The organism is Pseudomonas sp. YJ42, from assembly GCF_047225135.1.
Taxonomy (GTDB): domain Bacteria; phylum Pseudomonadota; class Gammaproteobacteria; order Pseudomonadales; family Pseudomonadaceae; genus Stutzerimonas; species Stutzerimonas stutzeri_E.
Genome location: NZ_CP178378.1, coordinates 4,709,862 through 4,727,255, shown reverse-complemented (window position 1 = coordinate 4,727,255; position 17,394 = coordinate 4,709,862). Strand labels below are relative to the sequence as shown.

Sequence of the window (17,394 nt, the reverse complement as noted above, 5' to 3'; positions counted from 1 at the left end):
TAATGAAGAAGCACGAAATACTCGAAAAGAACGTCGGTCTGCTGACCCTGTTCATGGCGCTGGCGGTAAGTATCGGCGGCCTGACCCAGATCGTGCCGCTGTTCTTCCAGGACGTGGTCAACGAACCGGTGGAAGGCATGAAGCCCTACACCGCGCTGCAGCTGGAAGGTCGTGACCTGTATATCCGCGAAGGCTGCGTTGGCTGCCACTCGCAGATGATCCGCCCATTCCGCGCCGAGACCGAGCGCTACGGTCACTATTCGGTGGCCGGCGAGAGCGTCTATGACCATCCCTTCCTGTGGGGCTCCAAGCGTACCGGCCCGGACCTGGCCCGCGTCGGCGGCCGCTATTCCGACGACTGGCACCGCGCGCATCTCTACAACCCGCGCAACGTCGTGCCCGAGTCGAAGATGCCCTCCTACCCATGGTTGGTGGAGGACACGCTCGATGGCCAGGACACCGCCAAGAAAATGAAAGCGCTGCGCGCCGTTGGTGTGCCCTACAGCGACGAGGACATCGCCTCCGCCGAAGCTGCCGTCAAGGGCAAAACCGAGATGGACGCGCTGGTGGCTTATCTGCAAGTGCTCGGCACCGCGCTGCAGAACAAGCGCTGACACAACACCAGGCTATCGAGAACGACGCGCTGCAGGGGCAGCCGTCAGGGACCTAACATCGCGGGCAGTTCGAGCGTTCGGGCTGTCCAGGAGTAACAAATGAACGCTTTCTGGAGTGGATACATCGCCCTGCTGACGCTGGGCACCATTGTCGCTCTGTTCTGGCTGATCTTCGCCACCCGCAAGGGCGAGTCCGCCGGCACGACCGACAAGACCATGGGTCATTCCTTCGATGGCATCGAAGAATATGACAACCCGCTACCCAAGTGGTGGTTCATGCTGTTCATCGGCACGCTGGTGTTCGGCATTCTCTATCTGGTGCTTTATCCCGGCCTGGGCAATTGGAAAGGCGTACTCCCAGGCTACGAGGGCGGTTGGACCCAAACCAAGCAGTGGCAGCACGAAGTCGACCAGGCTGATGCGAAATTCGGCCCGATCTTCGCCAAGTACTCCGCTATGGAAGTCGCGCAGGTCGCCCAAGACGAACGGGCCTTGAAGATCGGCGGTCGTCTGTTCGCCAACTATTGCTCGGTTTGTCACGGCTCCGATGCCAAAGGCGCGAACGGCTTCCCCAACCTGGCGGACAGTGAATGGCGCTGGGGTGGCGACGCGGAAACCATCAAGGCGACAATCCTCCACGGTCGCGTTGCGGCGATGCCGGCATGGGGACAGGTCATCGGTGAAGACGGCGTGAAGAATGTCGCAGCCTATGTGCGCGCTGATCTGGCCGGTCTGCCCCTGCCGGAAGGCAGTGATGCAGATATGGCAGCAGGTGCCCAGGTGTATGCGCAGACCTGTTCGGTCTGTCATGGCGCTAACGGTCAAGGCACAGCCGCATTGGGCGCGCCGAGCCTGGCCAACCCCGCCGGCTGGATCTATGGTTCGAGCCTGCCGCAGCTGCAACAGACCATTCGTCACGGACGCAACGGTCAGATGCCGGCGCAGGAACAGTATCTGGGGAACGACAAAGTGCACTTGCTGGCCGCCTACGTGTACAGCCTTTCGCAACACCCAGAACGCCTGGCGAAGCAGTAAAACCTCTTACAGGGCGGTAGGTCGTACCGCCCTGTTCTGTATCAATTCCCGCCCCAAAAGGTGGCAGTGCGACGCTCTGTCGCAGACCGTCCAGCCTCTGCCATCTTTGCCCATCAGCCTGACTCCTTCTATAGTCTTGCCACTCGCCGAACCCCCGCAGAACTACAAGGCGAAACCCTCGATTCAGCACATCGGCATGATGTGATAAACGACCCTGCAAAGAGCATGGAAAACGCTTGGGATCAGGGTCCGAACGGCACGAGATGGCCTGGGCGTCGATTGCATTGCCCCCCTCCTTTCTCCATACTTGCCGCCGTTTTTGCCCCTTGATATGCCTTTAGCGTGGAAGCCTTGCATGAGCACAGCAATAAGTGAGACTGCATATAACTATAAGGTGGTTCGCCAATTCGCCATCATGACGGTGGTGTGGGGAATTATCGGAATGGGCCTAGGTGTGTTTATCGCCGCACAGCTGGTGTGGCCTGAACTCAACTTCGACCTGCCCTGGACCAGCTTCGGTCGTTTGCGCCCGCTGCACACCAACGCAGTGATTTTCGCGTTTGGCGGTTGTGCATTGATGGCCACGTCCTTCTATGTGGTTCAGCGGACCTCCCAGACCCGCCTGTTCTCCGACGGACTCGCATCCTTCACGTTCTGGGGCTGGCAAGCGGTCATCGTTCTGGCCGTGATCACACTGCCGCAGGGCTTCACCAGCTCCAAGGAATACGCTGAGCTGGAATGGCCTATCGACATCCTGCTGGCTATCGTCTGGATTAGCTATGCGGTAGTTTTCTTCGGCACCATCATGAAGCGCAAGGCTGCCCACATCTACGTAGGCAACTGGTTCTATGGCGCTTTCATCCTGGTGACGGCGATGCTGCATATCGTCAATAACCTGGAAGTACCTGTTACCTGGTTCAAGTCCTACTCGATCTACTCGGGCGCGACCGATGCGATGGTGCAGTGGTGGTACGGCCACAACGCCGTGGGCTTCTTCCTGACCACCGGCTTCCTGGGCATGATGTACTACTTCGTACCCAAGCAGGCTGGCCGTCCGGTCTATTCCTATCGCCTGTCGATCGTTCACTTCTGGGCGCTGATCACCCTGTACATCTGGGCCGGTCCGCACCACCTGCACTACACCGCACTGCCTGAATGGGCGCAAAGCCTGGGCATGGTGATGTCGATCATCCTGCTGGCACCGAGCTGGGGCGGCATGATCAACGGCATGATGACCCTGTCCGGCGCCTGGCATAAGCTGCGCACCGATCCGATCCTGCGCTTCCTGGTGGTCTCCCTGGCGTTCTACGGCATGTCGACCTTCGAAGGTCCGATGATGGCCATCAAGACCGTCAACGCGCTATCCCACTACACCGACTGGACCATCGGCCACGTACACGCCGGCGCCCTCGGCTGGGTGGCGATGATTTCCATCGGCGCCATCTATCACTTGATTCCGAAAGTCTTCGCCCGTGAACAGATGTACAGCATCGGTCTGATCAACGCGCACTTCTGGCTGGCCACCATCGGCACCGTGCTCTACATCGCCTCGATGTGGGTCAACGGCATTACCCAGGGCCTGATGTGGCGTGCGATCAACGAAGACGGCACCCTGACCTATTCCTTCGTCGAAGCGTTGGAGGCCAGCCATCCTGGCTTCATGGTTCGCGCATTGGGCGGTGCATTCTTCCTCTCCGGCATGCTGCTGATGGCCTACAACACCTGGCGCACCGTGCGTGCCGCCAAGCCGGCTGAACTCGAAGCTGCCGCGCAGATCGCCTGAGGGAACGAATAAATGAAGAATCACGAAATACTTGAAAAGAACGTCGGTCTGCTGACCCTGTTCATGGTCCTGGCGGTGAGCATCGGCGGTCTGACCCAGATCGTCCCGCTGTTCTTCCAGGACGTGGTCAACGAGCCGGTGGAAGGCATGAAGCCCTACACCGCGCTGCAGCTGGAAGGTCGTGACCTGTATATCCGCGAAGGCTGCGTTGGCTGCCATTCGCAGATGGTCCGTCCGTTCCGCGCCGAGACCGAGCGCTACGGCCACTACTCCGTCGCGGGCGAAAGCGTCTACGACCATCCGTTCCTGTGGGGCTCCAAGCGCACCGGTCCGGACCTGGCCCGCGTCGGCGGCCGTTACTCCGACGATTGGCACCGCGCGCATCTCTACAACCCGCGCAACGTTGTGCCTGAATCGAAGATGCCTTCTTACCCCTGGCTAGTCGAGCACAGCCTCGACGGCAAGGACACAGCCAAGAAGATGGAAGCCTTGCGCAGCGTGGGCGTGCCTTACACCGAAGAAGACATCGCCGGTGCGAAGGACGCGGTCAAGGGCAAAACCGAAATGGATGCCCTGGTCGCCTACCTGCAAGTACTTGGCACTGCACTCACCAACAAACGGTAACGCACGATGGATATCGGGACTCTCCGCGGTCTGGGCACCGTTCTGGTTTTCGTCGCCTTCGTTGGCGTCGTGCTATGGGCCTACAGCAGCAAGCGCAAGAAAAGCTTCGATGAAGCCGCCAACCTGCCCTTCGCAGATGAGCCCGACACCAAGAAGCGTGAAGAAGAAGCTTCCAGGAGTAAGAAATAAATGACCACGTTTTGGAGTTGGTACATCACCCTGTTGAGCCTGGGGACCATTGCCGCACTGGTCTGGCTGCTGCTCGCGACTCGCAAGGGACAACGCCACGACAGTACCGAAGAAACCGTTGGCCATTCCTACGATGGCATTGAGGAGTATGACAATCCGCTCCCACGCTGGTGGTTCATGCTGTTCGTCGCCACCGTGATCTTCGCCCTTGGCTATCTCGCCCTGTACCCGGGCCTCGGCAACTGGAAAGGTCTCCTGCCCGGCTATGAGGGCGGCTGGACCCAAGTCAAGGAATGGCAGCGCGAAGTGGACAAGGCCAACGAGCAATACGGTCCGCTGTACGCCAAGTTCGCGGCGATGCCGGTCGAAGAAGTTGCCCAGGACCCGCAGGCCCTGAAAATGGGGGGACGACTGTTCGCCTCCAACTGCTCCGTCTGCCACGGCTCTGACGCCAAAGGCGCCTATGGCTTCCCTAACCTGACCGATAACGACTGGCTGTATGGTGGCGCGCCTGAAACCATCAAAACCACCATCATGGAAGGCCGTCAGGCAGCCATGCCGGCCTGGCGCGATGTGCTGGGCGAGGAAGGCATTCGCAACGTTGCCGGTTACGTTCGGAGCCTGTCCGGCCGTGACGTTCCCGAGGGCATCAGCGCCGATATTGAGCAGGGTCAAAAAATCTTCGCGACGAACTGTGTAGCTTGTCATGGCCCTGAAGGCAAAGGCACTCAGGCAATGGGCGCGCCCGATCTGACCGACAATATCTGGCTGTACGGCTCGAGCTTCGGACAGATTCAGCAGACGCTTCGCTACGGTCGAAACGGGCGCATGCCAGCCCAGCAAGAACACCTTGGCAACGACAAAGTGCACCTGCTGGCCGCTTATGTGTACAGCCTCTCGCAGAAGTCGGAGAACTGATCCGACTGATTCAGGCGCGACCGACGGTCGCACCTGATATCAACAATCGAGGCGTACCATTCGCAGCAGGTAAGCAAAAGATCCCGGCCGGCACGTATCGACCGGGACACTCACCCTCCGCCGTGGTACGTATTCGATGTCCGAGCAAATCCCCGTTCATGATGTAACCCCTCCTGCCAAGGTCGCCTCGTCTACCGACCTTTACGCTGCTCGCGAAAAAATCTACACCCGCTCCTTCACCGGCCTGTTTCGCAATCTGCGACTCGTCGGCGGCGCGCTGCTGTTCATTCTCTATTTCGGAACCGTGTGGCTGACCTGGAACGGGCGTCAGGCGGTCTTTTGGGATTTGCCCGAGCGCAAGTTCTACATCTTCGGCGCAACGTTCTGGCCGCAGGACTTTATCCTGCTCTCCGCGCTATTGATCATTTGTGCCTTCGGCCTGTTCTTCATCACCGTATTCGCCGGTCGCGTCTGGTGCGGTTACACCTGCCCGCAAAGCGTGTTCACCTGGGTGTTCATGTGGGCGGAAAAGGTCACCGAGGGTGATCGCAATCAGCGCATGAAGCTCGATAAAGCGCCGATGAGTGCCAACAAGCTCACCCGCAAGATCGGCAAGCATGCCATCTGGCTGGCCGTGTCGCTGGCCACTGCCATCACGTTCGTCGGTTACTTCACGCCAATCCGCGAACTGGTGCCGGATCTGTTCACACTTCAGGTTGGCGGCTGGGCGGCATTCTGGGTGGGCTTCTTCACTCTGGCGACCTATGGCAACGCCGGCTATCTGCGCGAGCAGGTGTGCATCTACATGTGCCCCTACGCGCGCTTCCAGAGCGTGATGTTCGACAAGGACACCCTGATCGTCTCCTACGATCCGCGCCGCGGCGAGCGCCGTGGACCCCGCAAGAAGGACGCCGACTACAAGGCCATGGGCCTCGGCGACTGCATCGACTGCACCATGTGCGTCCAGGTCTGCCCCACCGGCATCGACATTCGTGACGGTCTGCAGATCGAATGTATCGGCTGCGCGGCCTGTATCGACGCTTGCGACACTATCATGGACAAGATGAACTACCCGCGCGGGCTGATCAGCTATACCACCGAACACAACCTGTCCGGACAGACGACCCACCTCGTGCGGCCACGCCTGATCGGTTACGCCGTCGCGCTGATCGCGATGATGAGCGTGTTCGGCTACGCGGTGAGCGATCGCTCCCTGGTCAAGCTCGATGTGCTCAAGGATCGGGTGCTGTATCGCGAGAACGAGCAAGGCAGAATCGAGAACGTCTATACGCTGAAGGTCATGAACAAGGCGCAGAACGAGCAGACATTCATCATCGAGGCCACCGGTCTTGATGGCCTGCAATACGAGGGGCGTCGCGAAATCCGTGCCGAGGCCGGTGAGCTGGTCACCGTTCCGGTGGAGCTCTCGGTCGCACCGGAACAACTTCCATCGAGCACCAACGACATCGTCTTCCACATCAGATCGGCAGACGACTCCGCAATCGAAGACGAAGCAGAAAGCCGTTTTATCGGCCCAAGCATTCGCTGAACAGGTAGTACATGAGCAATCCCGACCTCGAAAACACCCGTTGGTATACCCAGTTCTGGGCCTGGTTCGTCATTGGCATCCTGCTGCTCTCGGTCATCCTCGGCACCTCGATGTTGACCATCGCGATCCGCAATTCCGACACCCTGGTCTCGGACAATTATTACGATGCCGGCAAGGGTATTAACCAGTCACTGGAGCGCGAGAAGCTCGCCGAGCGCCTGCAAATGCAGGCGAATATCGTCCTGAACGACGCGCGAGGGCTGGCCGAGGTGCAACTGAGCGGTCACAGCGGGCCGCAGCAACTGGTGCTCAATCTGATCTCCCCCACTCAGCCCGAGCGCGATCGCCGCATTGTGCTCCAGCCCCAGGGTGATGGCTTCTACCAGGGGCAAATGCAGGAGCCGGTCACCGGTAGACGTTTCGTCGAGCTACTCGGCCGAGAGGGCGACCAGGACTGGCGCCTGTTCGAGGAAAAGGAAATCGTAAGCGGCCAAACGCTCAAGCTGAGCCACTGATCGGTCGATGGCGAGTCCTACTCCCTGCTACCACTGCGGGCTTCCTGTTCCTGCTGGCAGCGCCTTCCACGCCCGCGTGCTCAACGAGCAGCGGGCGCTGTGTTGTCCTGGCTGCCAGGCGGTCGCAGAAGCGATAGTTCAGGGCGGACTGGAAAGCTACTACCTGCATCGTAGCGACGCCTCCATCAATCCCGACGCTCTGCCACAGGCACTCGCCGAAGAGTTGGCCCTCTATGATCGCAAGGACGTGCAGCAGCCATTCGTGCAGCACGAAGGCGAACTGGCCAGCACCTCCCTGATGATCGAAGGCATCAGCTGTGCCGCCTGCGGTTGGCTGATCGAGAAACATCTACGCGGACTCGACGGAATTGCCGAGGCCAGCCTGAACCTGTCCAATCACCGCCTGCGGGTCCGCTGGAGCGATGCCGCCCTGCCGCTCAGCGAGCTGCTCGCTGAGCTCCGACGCATCGGTTACGCCGCGCATCCCTACCAGGCCGACCAGGCGGCAGAGCGCCTCGCACAGGAAAACCGTCGCAGCATGCGTCAACTGGGAGTGACCGGGTTGCTCTGGATGCAGGTCATGATGGCAACCATGGCGACTTGGCCAGAGTTCAACATCGACCTCTCGCCAGGCATGGCCAGCATTCTTCGCTGGACCGCCCTGCTGCTGACCACCCCTATCGTTTTTTATTGTTGTACCGACTTCTTCAAGGGCGCGCTACGGGATCTACGCACCCGCCATCTGACCATGGATGTCTCGGTTTCCTTGGCCATCGGCGGCGCCTACGTCGCAGGCATCTGGTCGACCGTGACCGGCCAGGGCGATCTGTATTTCGACGCAGTAGGTATGTTTGCGCTGTTTCTGCTCGCCGGGCGCTTCCTGGAGCGCCGTGCAAGGGAACGCACCGCCGCGGCGACCGCGCAATTGGTCAACCTGTTGCCGACGTCCTGTCTGAAACTCTCTGAAGACGGCCAAACGACGCGCATTTTGCTCAGCGAGCTGCAGCTCGGCAATCGCGTGTTGGTGCATCCTGGCGCATTGATCCCGGCCGATGGTCGTATCGTCCATGGACAATCGAGCATCGACGAATCGGTCCTCACCGGGGAATATCTGCCACAGGCACGAGGCACCGGTGACACCGTCACCGCCGGCACCCTCAACGTTGAGGGCGGCCTGATCATCGAGGTGGGTGCTCTGGGCGACGGCACCCGCCTGTCCGCCATCGTGACTCTGCTCGAACGCGCCCAGTCGGACAAACCCCGACTGGCCGAACTGGCCGACCGGGTCGCACAGTGGTTCCTGCTGATCGTGCTGCTGACCGCCGCCGTAGTCGGCTTCGTCTGGTGGCAGATAGATCCGCAACGCGCGTTCTGGATCGTTCTCGCCTTGTTGGTTGCCACCTGTCCCTGCGCGTTGTCGCTGGCGACCCCAACGGCATTGACCACAGCGACCGGAACGCTGCACCGGCTTGGCCTATTGCTCACTCGCGGGCACGTGCTCGAGGGACTCAATCACATTGACACGGTGATTTTCGACAAGACCGGTACCCTGACCGAAGGGCGCCTGACCCTGAGCGAGGTTCGCCCCCTGGCCGACCTGGATGGCGACGCCTGCCTAGCGCTGGCTGCCGCGCTGGAGAACCGCTCCGAGCATCCGATCGCCAAAGCGTTCGGCCGAGCGCCGCAAGCAGCCGATGCAGTGGACAACGTCCCCGGGCTGGGTCTGCAGGGCTCGGTCGATGGACGCGTCCTGCGCATTGGTCAGCCCGACTTCGTTGCCGCCGGCTACGCCGGTACTGCCCCGGCTATTCCGGGCGACCATGGCCAATGGCTGCTGCTGGGCGACATGCAGGGACCGCTGGCGTGGCTGGTACTCCAGGATCGCCTGCGCGAGGACGCGCCCGCACTACTGGATGCGTGCAGACGTCGTGGCTGGAAAACCGTCCTGCTATCCGGTGACAGCTCGCCGATGGTGGATGAGGTCGCTCGCCAGCTCGGCATCGCCGAAGCACATGGCGGGATGACCCCGACCGACAAGCTCACCCACCTGCAACGGCTGCAAGCCGAAGGCCGTCGCGTGTTGATGCTGGGTGACGGCGTCAATGACGCACCGGTGCTGGCGGCTGCGAACATCAGTGTGGCCATGGGTTCGGCGACCGATCTGGCCAAGACCAGCGCCGACGCGGTCCTGCTCAGTAACCGTCTCGACAGCTTGGTGCAGGCATTCGCCGTGGCCCGTCGCAGCCGTCGAATCATCATCGAAAACCTGGCCTGGGCGAGTCTTTACAACGGCCTGATTCTGCCATTTGCCGCCATCGGCTGGGTTACCCCGCTATGGGCAGCCCTGGGTATGTCGGCGAGCTCGCTGCTGGTGGTACTGAACGCCTTGCGGCTGACCCGACTGCCGAGTCCTTCCGCCCACCATCAGCCAGCCCTGGCTAGCGTAGGATAAAAGCCTCGCTTGGTCCGCCCTGCCTTGCCGTAACGCTCTGGAGGCTCATATGGCCGCACTTTACATTCTGATTCCCGTCGCCGTGGTTCTGGTCGCCTTGGCCATCTGGGTCTTTTTCTGGGCAGTCGACAGCGGTCAGTACGATGATCTGGACGGCCCCGCTCATAGCATCCTGTTCGATGAGGAAGATCCCAAGCACCGCGCCGGCGTCGAGCAGGCGGATGGCGGCAGCGACAAAGGGAAAACCGATCGTGGCTGAACTGCTGCCACTGCTAGTGTCTGCCCTGGTCCTCGGCCTGCTCGGCGGAGGGCATTGTCTGGGCATGTGCGGCGGGTTGATGGGTGCTTTGACCATGGCGATTCCACCGGAGCAAAGGGGCAGACGCCTGCGCCTGCTGGTCGCCTATAACCTGGGTCGAATCCTCAGCTACGCCAGTGCCGGTCTGCTCATCGGGCTGGCCGGCTGGGCGGTCGCCAACAGCCCTGCCGCCATGGCGCTGCGCGTCGTAGCCGCGCTCCTGATGATCAGCATGGGCCTGTATCTGGCAGGCTGGTGGAGCGGCCTGACGCGTATCGAAGCGCTGGGGCGGGGCCTGTGGCGCCATATCCAGCCATTTGCCAGCCGGCTGATGCCGGTCAGGAGCCTGCCGCGAGCACTGTTGCTGGGCGCCCTCTGGGGTTGGTTGCCTTGCGGGTTGGTCTATAGCACCTTGCTCTGGGCAGCAAGCCAGGGCAACGCACTGGACAGTGCACTGCTAATGTTGGCATTCGGTATCGGCACCTGGCCCGTGCTCCTGGCCACCGGCCTGGCTGCCGATCGCCTAACTGCCATGCTACGCAAACGCGGCGTGCGCATGCTCGGCGGAACCATGGTGATTGTGTTCGGCCTGTGGACATTGCCAGGCCCACATCAAGAATGGCTCATGGGCCACGGCACTCATGCGCCCCAACAGCAGGCGCCCGCACATCTTCACCATTAGCGGCACGCTCAGGGCATACCGGCAATGTCCGACAAGCGTGCCCCTGGCCTCGATCCGTCAGGGCTCTTTAGGTAGCTGACGTTTGTGCGCGGTCTTGTCGTAGGTGTCGACGATGATGCGAGCCGCCTCGTCTGGCACAGACTGGCCCTGCAGAAAGGCATCGATATCCCGATAGGACACGCCATGCGCGTCTTCGTCCGGCTTGCCGGGCGAAAGCTCCTCCAGGTCGGCCGTAGGGACTTTCTTCACCAATTGCTCAGGCGCCCCTAAGGCGGCGGCCAGCTCTCTGACCTGGTGTTTGACCAAGCCAGCCAGGGGCGTGAGATCACAGGCACCGTCACCGAACTTGGTAAAGAATCCCATCACTGCTTCGGCCGCATGATCGGTGCCGATGACCAAGCCTTGGCGTGCATTGGCAATGGTGTACTGAGCCACCATGCGCATCCGCGCCTTGGTATTGCCCAGCACGAAGTCGCGCTTCTCGGGCGTCAGCGCCTCCAGCGCCTCGGTCGCTCGCGACAATCCCTGCACAGCGGCGCCGATGTTCACCGTATGGCATTCGTCCGGCTTGATCGCATCGACCGCCAGTTGCGCCTCGTCTTCGTCGTGCTGAACCTGATACGGCAGGCGGACGGCGATGAAGCGGTAATCGTCTCCTTCTCCAGCGGCACGCATGCCTTCGACCGCACGCTGCGCGAGCATGCCGGCAGTGGTCGAATCGACGCCACCGCTGATTCCCAGAACCAGCGTCTTGAGGCCAGACTCGCGCAGGCATGACTGTATGAAGGCGACACGCCGGTCGATCTCAGCCTGTACAGCGGCAGGGCCGTCGAAGGGCGAGCAAACGTTGAGGGCGGCAGCGATCTCTTGCTGGCGGCTGTGCATGGAGTTCTCCTGTGCGAGTGGACGATTCGGGATCCTAGTTTGACTAATCGACCACAATCCAGCGAATAAATCTCCTCCTGCGCCCACCGGTCCGGCGTCCGCTGCCGGTCCGAGCTCGCTTGATACAGGTCAAGTCTGCGTGGCGGCGTGCATCCTAGAATCCCGTCACCGCAGTCAACCGAGAACGTAAGATGTTCGACGCCATTCGCTGGGATGCCGATCTGATCCATCGTTACGATCAGCCCGGGACACGCTATACGTCATACCCGTCGCCATTCCAGTTCAGCGGCAGCCTGGGTTCGTTTGACCTGCTGCACGCGCTGCGTCGCAGCCGGCATGCCAGCCGGCCGCTTTCGCTATACGTTCATCTACCGTTCTGCGCCAGCGTCTGCTACCACTGCCGGCGCAACAAGGTCATCACCGACGATAGCGGACGAGCGTCTTCTTATCTGCAGCGCCTGGAAAAGGAAATCGAGATGATCGCCTGTCACCTCGGCGCTGATCAGGTGGTCGAACAGTTATTTTTCGGTGGCGGCACACCGACCTTCTTAAGCCATGAGCAATTGCGACAGTTAATGGCTCACCTGCGCAAGCAGTTCAGTCTGCAGGACGACGATCACGCAGACTTCGGCATCGAGATCGATCCGCGTGATGCGGACTGGCCGACCCTCGGGCTATTACGCGAGCTCGGATTCAACCGCGTCAGCATCGGCCTGCCGGACCTGGATCCGGCGGTGCAGCGGGCCATCAATCGAGTGCAGACGTTCGAGCAGACCCAGACGATCATCGAAGCCGCTCGAACCCTGCAATACCGAACGATACAGATTGATCTCGTCTATGGATTGCCGCTACAGAAGCCGGAACGTTTCGCGCAAACAGTGGATGCTGTCATTGCCCTGCAACCGGACCGCGTAACCGTATCCAGTTATGCGCATGCCCCTGAACGGTATATGACACAAAGACGAATCGACGCCGCAGACATCCCGGCGTCGGCGGACAGGCTGGCGATGCTGCAACACAGCACGGAACGGCTGACCCGTTCCGGTTACCGTTATATCGGCATGGATCATTTCGCCCTGCCTGACGACGAACTGGCGATGGCCCAAGAAGACGGCAAACTGCAACGCAGCTTTCAGGGCTATACCACCCACGGCTACTGCGATCTTATCGGCTTGGGCGTTTCGGCGATCAGCCAGATTGGTGACCTGTACTGCCAGAACAACAGCGATATCACCCTCTACCAACAGACGCTGGACCAGGGTCAATTGGCAACGGTTCGCGGACTGCGCTGCAATGAAGACGATCACATCAGACGCCGGGTGATTCAGGCACTGGCGTGCAATTTCGAGCTGCACTTCGAAGAAATCGAGCGGGACCATGGGATCGGCTTCAAGACATACTTCGAGACGATCTGGCCAGCCCTGGAGCAGATGGCCGCCGATGGCCTCATTCAACTGCAGGATGACGCCATTGTCATCCCGCCAACCGGACGTCTATTGGCCCACTCGGTGTGCATGCTGTTCGACCGTTACCTGTCTGTACGCTCCGCTCCGCGTCTTTCCCAAGCCATCTAATCCTTAAAAACCGACCTGCGACCCTTGTGCCAATTGGCCTATGTCCCGTGCCTGAGTTAATCTTGCGCGTCCCGTAAGGTTTTTCAGGAACGCCAATGTCCGAGTCGATCAAGGCCCGCAAGCTGCCGCAACCTCATTGCAAGGATTGCAGTCTTTCCGGCCTGTGCCTTCCGCTCTCTCTGAACATGCAGGATATGGAGGCGCTGGATGACATCGTCAAGCGCGGGCGTCCACTCAAAAAAGGTGAGATGCTTTTCCGTCAGGGCGATGCGTTCAGTTCCGTGTTCGCCATTCGCTCCGGGGCCCTGCGTACGTTCAGCGTCACGGACGCCGGCGAAGAGCAGATCACGGGTTTCCACTTGCCTAGCGAGCTGGTCGGGCTTTCCGGCATGGATACAGAAACCTATCCGGTATCCGCACAAGCGCTTGAAACGACCTCGGTCTGCGAAATTCCTTTCGATCGCCTCGATGAGCTCAGCGTGCTGCTGCCTCAACTGCGCCGCCAGCTGATGCGCATCATGAGCCGTGAGATTCGCGATGATCAGCAGATGATGATGCTGCTGTCGAAGAAAACCGCCGATGAACGCATCGCGACCTTTCTGATCAACTTGTCGGCCCGCTTCAGTGCGCGTGGCTTTTCGGCCAACCAGTTCCGTCTACCCATGTCTCGCAACGAAATCGGCAGCTACCTGGGGCTGGCGGTAGAGACCGTCTCCCGCGTGTTCACTCGCTGTCAGGCGAACGGCCTGTTGGAAGCCGAAGGCAAGGAAGTTCGTATCCTTGACTCCATTCGGTTATGCGCCCTGGCGGGCGGAAACATGGACGCGTAGTGGGGTCCGTATGATTTTCGATGAGTTCTCGATCAAGACGCTGATACGCCCGGTCCCGGATTTTCCGAAACCAGGCGTGATATTTCGGGATATCACCCCGCTATTGCAGTCGCCCAAAGCCCTGCGCATGGTGGCTGACAGCCTGATCCAGCGTTATGTCGAAAGTGATTTCAGCCATGTCGGAGCGCTGGATGCCCGCGGCTTCATCATCGGCTCGATCATCGCCTACGAGCTGAACCGCCCGCTGATTCTATTCCGCAAGAAAGGCAAGCTCCCGGCCGACGTGCTGGCTGCCTCCTATCGCACCGAATACGGCGAAGCCTACCTCGAAGTGCATGCAGACAGCCTCTGCGAAGGTGATTCGGTGCTACTGCTGGACGACCTGATTGCAACCGGCGGCACGCTGGTTGCCGCTGCTCAGCTGGTTCGCCGCATGGGCGCTCATATTCACGAAGCTGCTGCGATCATCGACCTGCCTGAGTTGGGTGGCTCGCGCAAGTTGCAGGACATGGGCATCCCCACGTTCACGCTGACCGCATTCGAGCTGAACGAGCGCTAGGCGTGTTTCGCACGGCGGCTGCGACCATCCGCAGCGGAGCGCTGCTGGGTCTGCTGGCCTTCTGTCCGGCTACCTTTGGGCTCGACCGCAACGCCTTGCTCGATGAGGCGAACCTGTTGCTCCTTCCGCGTGAACGGCAGCTGCCGAACCTGGAATTCGTGGACGAGCACGGCCAGGCCGTCGCGACCGATTCGCTACGCGGCCGCTGGCATCTGTTGTTTTTCGGGTTCACTGCTTGTCCGGATATCTGTCCTACGACGCTGAGTGACATGCGCCGCCTGTTCGGCCAGTTACCGCCCTCTATCAGCGATCAGCTCCAATTGATATTGGTCAGCGCCGATCCGGCCCGGGACACTCCCGAGGCGCTGCGTACCTATCTCGGCTATTACCGAGCAGGATTCAAAGGTTGGACCGGCGACATGAGGCAACTGCAAGAACTGTCCAAGGCGCTGGGCCTCCCGTTCATCCCCGCAGAGAATACCGAGGGCGATTACAGCGTCAGTCACAGCGGTAACCTGGCGATTGTCAGCCCCGAGGGCAAGCTGCGCGGGTACATTCGCACCCCACTTAAACTGGATGGCCTGCGCCAAGCTCTGTCGCAGGTAATCGAAGCCGAGTGATCTTGGGATAACAGGCGCTCAGCAGACCTTAGTGGCAATCCAGTGTGTCGGCCAATACATAGGCCTGGAAGGCGACCTCATCAACCCAGTGCTGAGTGACGTCGGCCAGCATCTGTCTTCCTCGGTTGGATGAAACGGCCTGCTCGATCCGCTGCTGCAGCGTCACGTCATCCGCCTCGACTCGCAAAGGCAAAACGGCTTCTTCTAATCCGGGCAGCAGCCGGTTATAGCGACGCCATTCGGGAAGAGCGGCGATCTGCTGCAGCAATAGACGATCAGCTACCACCGCCTGGCATTCACCGAGTTTCAAACCGATCAGCGCTTGCGCAGTGCTGGGAAAAGCGCGGGCATGAGCACCGAAGCGAGAGGCAACGACCTTGGCATGTGGGCTGCCCGCCGCGACACAAAACGGCCTACCAGCAAGCTCCGCCCATTTGGCAGGTCCCGTGTCGGCTGCCGTCAGCCCTGCAAGCTCGCTGGCGTAGTAGACCGCGCCCGAGGCGGTCGCTCCAACCTTGAGATCGGCCCGCGCGCCTGGGTCGACCAGAGCGATATCGCTACCCAGCAACTCACCCAAGCGAGCAAGCCATAAGGCCTCGAATCCATCGGTCACCGGCTCCGCTTCTGTCGCCTTGAGCGGTCGATATTCACCAATCAGTAGCGCGTGCAAAGGCGCCGCAAAAGAGCTGACAGGGACCATCAACAGGAGCATCAGCCACAGCAGCCATGACTTCACGGCGCACCTCTCAAACGTACTGGTAGCGCAGCATACGTTGCTTGAATTTCTCCAACACGACCTGATCGATCAGGGTCGCGAGAATGGCGATGACCAGGATGTTCATCATCACCCCTGCCATATCGGCAATCTCGCCGGAATAGGCAAGCGAGCGTCCTAGGCCCTGACCAAAGCCGATCAGCATTTCCGCCGAGATCAGCGCCCGCCACGCGTTACCGAAGGCCAGCTGCGCGCCAGTGATCAGCTCCGGCATGACCGCTGGCAGATAGACCCGTCGCAGCAATTGCCAGCGCGATGCCCCCATTACCCGAGCGGCGGCAACATGGACTGGCTGCACACTTTCGGTGGCATTCATCACAGACAACGCCATAGGGAAGAACGCCGCCAAGGCGACCACCACGATGATGGGTAGATTGCCGAATCCCATCACGATGAGAAACAACGGCACCCAGGCGATCGAGGGAATCGATTGAAGAATCACGATGGCCGAGCGCAGGATTTCGCGGAAGAAAAACAGCACACCTCCCACCAAACCGAACCCGATACCGAACAGCAATGCAAAGCTGTACCCACTGCCCAGCCGACTCATGCTGCCGTATAGCCCCTCACGGAACACAGGCTCTTGAACCGTGGTAAGCAATCGCTCGAAAACGACCGGAATTCCCGGCATCAGAAACGCCGGCAGGCTCCAGGCCGCGATCTGCCAGATCAGCAGAATGAACAGAACAGCCAGCACAACGGCAAAGTATTTTTTCGGACCGGTAAGACGACGTCCCTGGCTCATCAGTGCCCTACCTCCGTCTTGATACCCAACAACCGAAGTATCTCGCGCCGCTCGGCAGCGAATTCGGACAGATCGTGGCTCTTCTCGCAATGGGTGAAATTGAAGGTTTTCAGCACCCGTGCCGGACGCGCGCTGAACACCAGTACGTGGTCGGCCAGGTACAGTGCTTCGTCAACGTCATGGGTCACCAGCAGTACGGTGGGTTGGTGCTCATCGATCAGCTCACGCAGCACGTCCTGCAAGGCCATGCGCGTCAGTGCATCGAGCGCGCCGAAGGGCTCATCCAGCAGCAGCACTTCCGGTTTGGCGATAAAAGCACGAGCCAATGCGGTGCGCTGGCGCATGCCGCCGGAAACCTGATGCGGATAGTAATGTTCGAACCCGTCCAGACTCACTCGGGCGAGCCAGGCCTTTGCCTGCTCGAACGCGTCGGTCTTGGCCACCCCCTGCAACTCCAGAGCCATGGCGACGTTGGCCTGCAACGAGAGCCAGGGATACAGCGCATGCTCCTGAAACACCAGAGTCCGTCGGGGGCTTGGGCCCGGTATTTTCTTACCATCGGCCAGCACCCGCCCTGCCGTGGGGTTCTCCAGCCCGGCAACCAGATGTAGAAGTGTCGATTTGCCACAACCGGAAGGCCCTACCAGGGCAACCAGCTCGCCTTGAGCGAATTCACCATTGAAGCCCTTGATGACTTCGAGCTGCCCGAAATGCTTGTCTACTTCTTCAAACCTGAGCTGCATCGCG

Annotated in this window: 19 protein-coding genes; 15 read left to right on the top strand and 4 right to left on the bottom strand. The window is 60.5% G+C overall.

The window, feature by feature from the left end:
* The first annotated feature begins 2 nt into the window (after positions 1–2).
* The 11 genes from ccoO (ACL0K2_RS21975) to ACL0K2_RS21925 all read left to right on the top strand — a co-directional run bounded on the left by ccoO (ACL0K2_RS21975) (position 3) and on the right by ACL0K2_RS21925 (position 10,659).
* Entirely contained in the window at positions 3–614 is a 612-nt protein-coding gene (ccoO, locus tag ACL0K2_RS21975) for a cytochrome-c oxidase, cbb3-type subunit II (protein ID WP_045161479.1), read from the top strand.
* A gap of 99 nt (positions 615–713) precedes the next feature.
* Positions 714–1,649: a cytochrome-c oxidase, cbb3-type subunit III gene (gene ccoP, locus ACL0K2_RS21970; protein ID WP_239612032.1), complete on the top strand. Its 936-nt coding sequence runs from the start codon at positions 714–716 to the stop codon at positions 1,647–1,649.
* 355 nt (positions 1,650–2,004) lie between these two features.
* Entirely contained in the window at positions 2,005–3,432 is a 1,428-nt protein-coding gene (ccoN, locus tag ACL0K2_RS21965) for a cytochrome-c oxidase, cbb3-type subunit I (RefSeq protein ID WP_045161477.1), read from the top strand.
* 12 nt (positions 3,433–3,444) lie between these two features.
* On the top strand, positions 3,445–4,056 hold the full coding sequence (gene ccoO, locus ACL0K2_RS21960; RefSeq protein WP_045161476.1) for a cytochrome-c oxidase, cbb3-type subunit II: 612 nt from the start codon (positions 3,445–3,447) through the stop codon (positions 4,054–4,056).
* Positions 4,057–4,062: 6 nt separating this feature from the next.
* Entirely contained in the window at positions 4,063–4,245 is a 183-nt protein-coding gene (locus ACL0K2_RS21955) for a cbb3-type cytochrome oxidase subunit 3 (protein WP_413043411.1), read from the top strand.
* Positions 4,246–5,163 carry a cytochrome-c oxidase, cbb3-type subunit III gene (ccoP, locus tag ACL0K2_RS21950; protein ID WP_045161474.1) on the top strand — a complete coding sequence of 306 codons (918 nt, stop codon included), beginning with the start codon at positions 4,246–4,248 and terminating at the stop codon, positions 5,161–5,163.
* A gap of 136 nt (positions 5,164–5,299) precedes the next feature.
* Positions 5,300–6,712, top strand: coding sequence for a cytochrome c oxidase accessory protein CcoG (gene ccoG, locus ACL0K2_RS21945; RefSeq protein WP_413043410.1), 1,413 nt, complete (start codon positions 5,300–5,302; stop codon positions 6,710–6,712).
* Between the two features lie 11 nt (positions 6,713–6,723).
* A complete protein-coding gene (locus tag ACL0K2_RS21940; protein ID WP_045161472.1) occupies positions 6,724–7,227 on the top strand; it encodes a FixH family protein in 504 nt (167 codons plus the stop codon).
* Between the two features lie 7 nt (positions 7,228–7,234).
* The gene (locus tag ACL0K2_RS21935) at positions 7,235–9,679 is read left to right on the top strand and encodes a heavy metal translocating P-type ATPase (protein ID WP_413043409.1); all 2,445 of its coding nucleotides are present in this window, start codon (positions 7,235–7,237) and stop codon (positions 9,677–9,679) included.
* Positions 9,680–9,728: 49 nt separating this feature from the next.
* Positions 9,729–9,938, top strand: coding sequence for a cbb3-type cytochrome oxidase assembly protein CcoS (gene ccoS, locus ACL0K2_RS21930; protein WP_239612028.1), 210 nt, complete (start codon positions 9,729–9,731; stop codon positions 9,936–9,938).
* A complete protein-coding gene (locus ACL0K2_RS21925; protein WP_045161469.1) occupies positions 9,931–10,659 on the top strand; it encodes a sulfite exporter TauE/SafE family protein in 729 nt (242 codons plus the stop codon). Before ccoS ends, ACL0K2_RS21925 begins: the two co-directional genes overlap by 8 nt.
* A gap of 57 nt (positions 10,660–10,716) precedes the next feature.
* Here the strand turns inward: ACL0K2_RS21925 and nadE are convergent, their stop codons facing one another.
* Positions 10,717–11,544 carry an ammonia-dependent NAD(+) synthetase gene (gene nadE / locus ACL0K2_RS21920; protein ID WP_045161468.1) on the bottom strand — a complete coding sequence of 276 codons (828 nt, stop codon included), beginning with the start codon at positions 11,542–11,544 and terminating at the stop codon, positions 10,717–10,719.
* 191 nt (positions 11,545–11,735) lie between these two features.
* On the opposite strand from nadE, the gene hemN reads away from it, so the two are divergent.
* The 4 genes from hemN (at position 11,736) to ACL0K2_RS21900 (ending at position 15,127) form a co-directional block, all read left to right on the top strand.
* Positions 11,736–13,118, top strand: coding sequence for an oxygen-independent coproporphyrinogen III oxidase (hemN, locus tag ACL0K2_RS21915; RefSeq protein WP_045161467.1), 1,383 nt, complete (start codon positions 11,736–11,738; stop codon positions 13,116–13,118).
* 95 nt (positions 13,119–13,213) lie between these two features.
* Positions 13,214–13,948 (top strand): fumarate/nitrate reduction transcriptional regulator Fnr, encoded by a 735-nt coding sequence (gene fnr, locus ACL0K2_RS21910; protein WP_045161466.1) that lies wholly within the window; start codon positions 13,214–13,216, stop codon positions 13,946–13,948.
* Between the two features lie 10 nt (positions 13,949–13,958).
* Positions 13,959–14,507, top strand: a complete 549-nt coding sequence (locus tag ACL0K2_RS21905; RefSeq protein WP_045161465.1) for an adenine phosphoribosyltransferase — start codon at positions 13,959–13,961, stop codon at positions 14,505–14,507.
* Between the two features lie 2 nt (positions 14,508–14,509).
* Complete coding sequence (locus ACL0K2_RS21900) at positions 14,510–15,127, top strand: SCO family protein (RefSeq protein ID WP_413043408.1); 618 nt, start codon at positions 14,510–14,512, stop codon at positions 15,125–15,127.
* Positions 15,128–15,155: 28 nt separating this feature from the next.
* Here the strand turns inward: ACL0K2_RS21900 and ACL0K2_RS21895 are convergent, their stop codons facing one another.
* Genes ACL0K2_RS21895 through ACL0K2_RS21885 form a run of 3 tightly spaced genes read right to left on the bottom strand, consistent with a single transcriptional unit; the run spans position 15,156 to position 17,390 of the window.
* Positions 15,156–15,863 carry a transporter substrate-binding domain-containing protein gene (locus ACL0K2_RS21895; RefSeq protein WP_052679278.1) on the bottom strand — a complete coding sequence of 236 codons (708 nt, stop codon included), beginning with the start codon at positions 15,861–15,863 and terminating at the stop codon, positions 15,156–15,158.
* Positions 15,864–15,873: 10 nt separating this feature from the next.
* Positions 15,874–16,647 carry an ABC transporter permease gene (locus ACL0K2_RS21890; RefSeq protein ID WP_045161464.1) on the bottom strand — a complete coding sequence of 258 codons (774 nt, stop codon included), beginning with the start codon at positions 16,645–16,647 and terminating at the stop codon, positions 15,874–15,876.
* On the bottom strand, positions 16,647–17,390 hold the full coding sequence (locus tag ACL0K2_RS21885) for an ABC transporter ATP-binding protein (protein WP_045161463.1): 744 nt from the start codon (positions 17,388–17,390) through the stop codon (positions 16,647–16,649). Before ACL0K2_RS21885 ends, ACL0K2_RS21890 begins: the two co-directional genes overlap by 1 nt.
* Between the last annotated feature and the right edge of the window lie 4 nt (positions 17,391–17,394).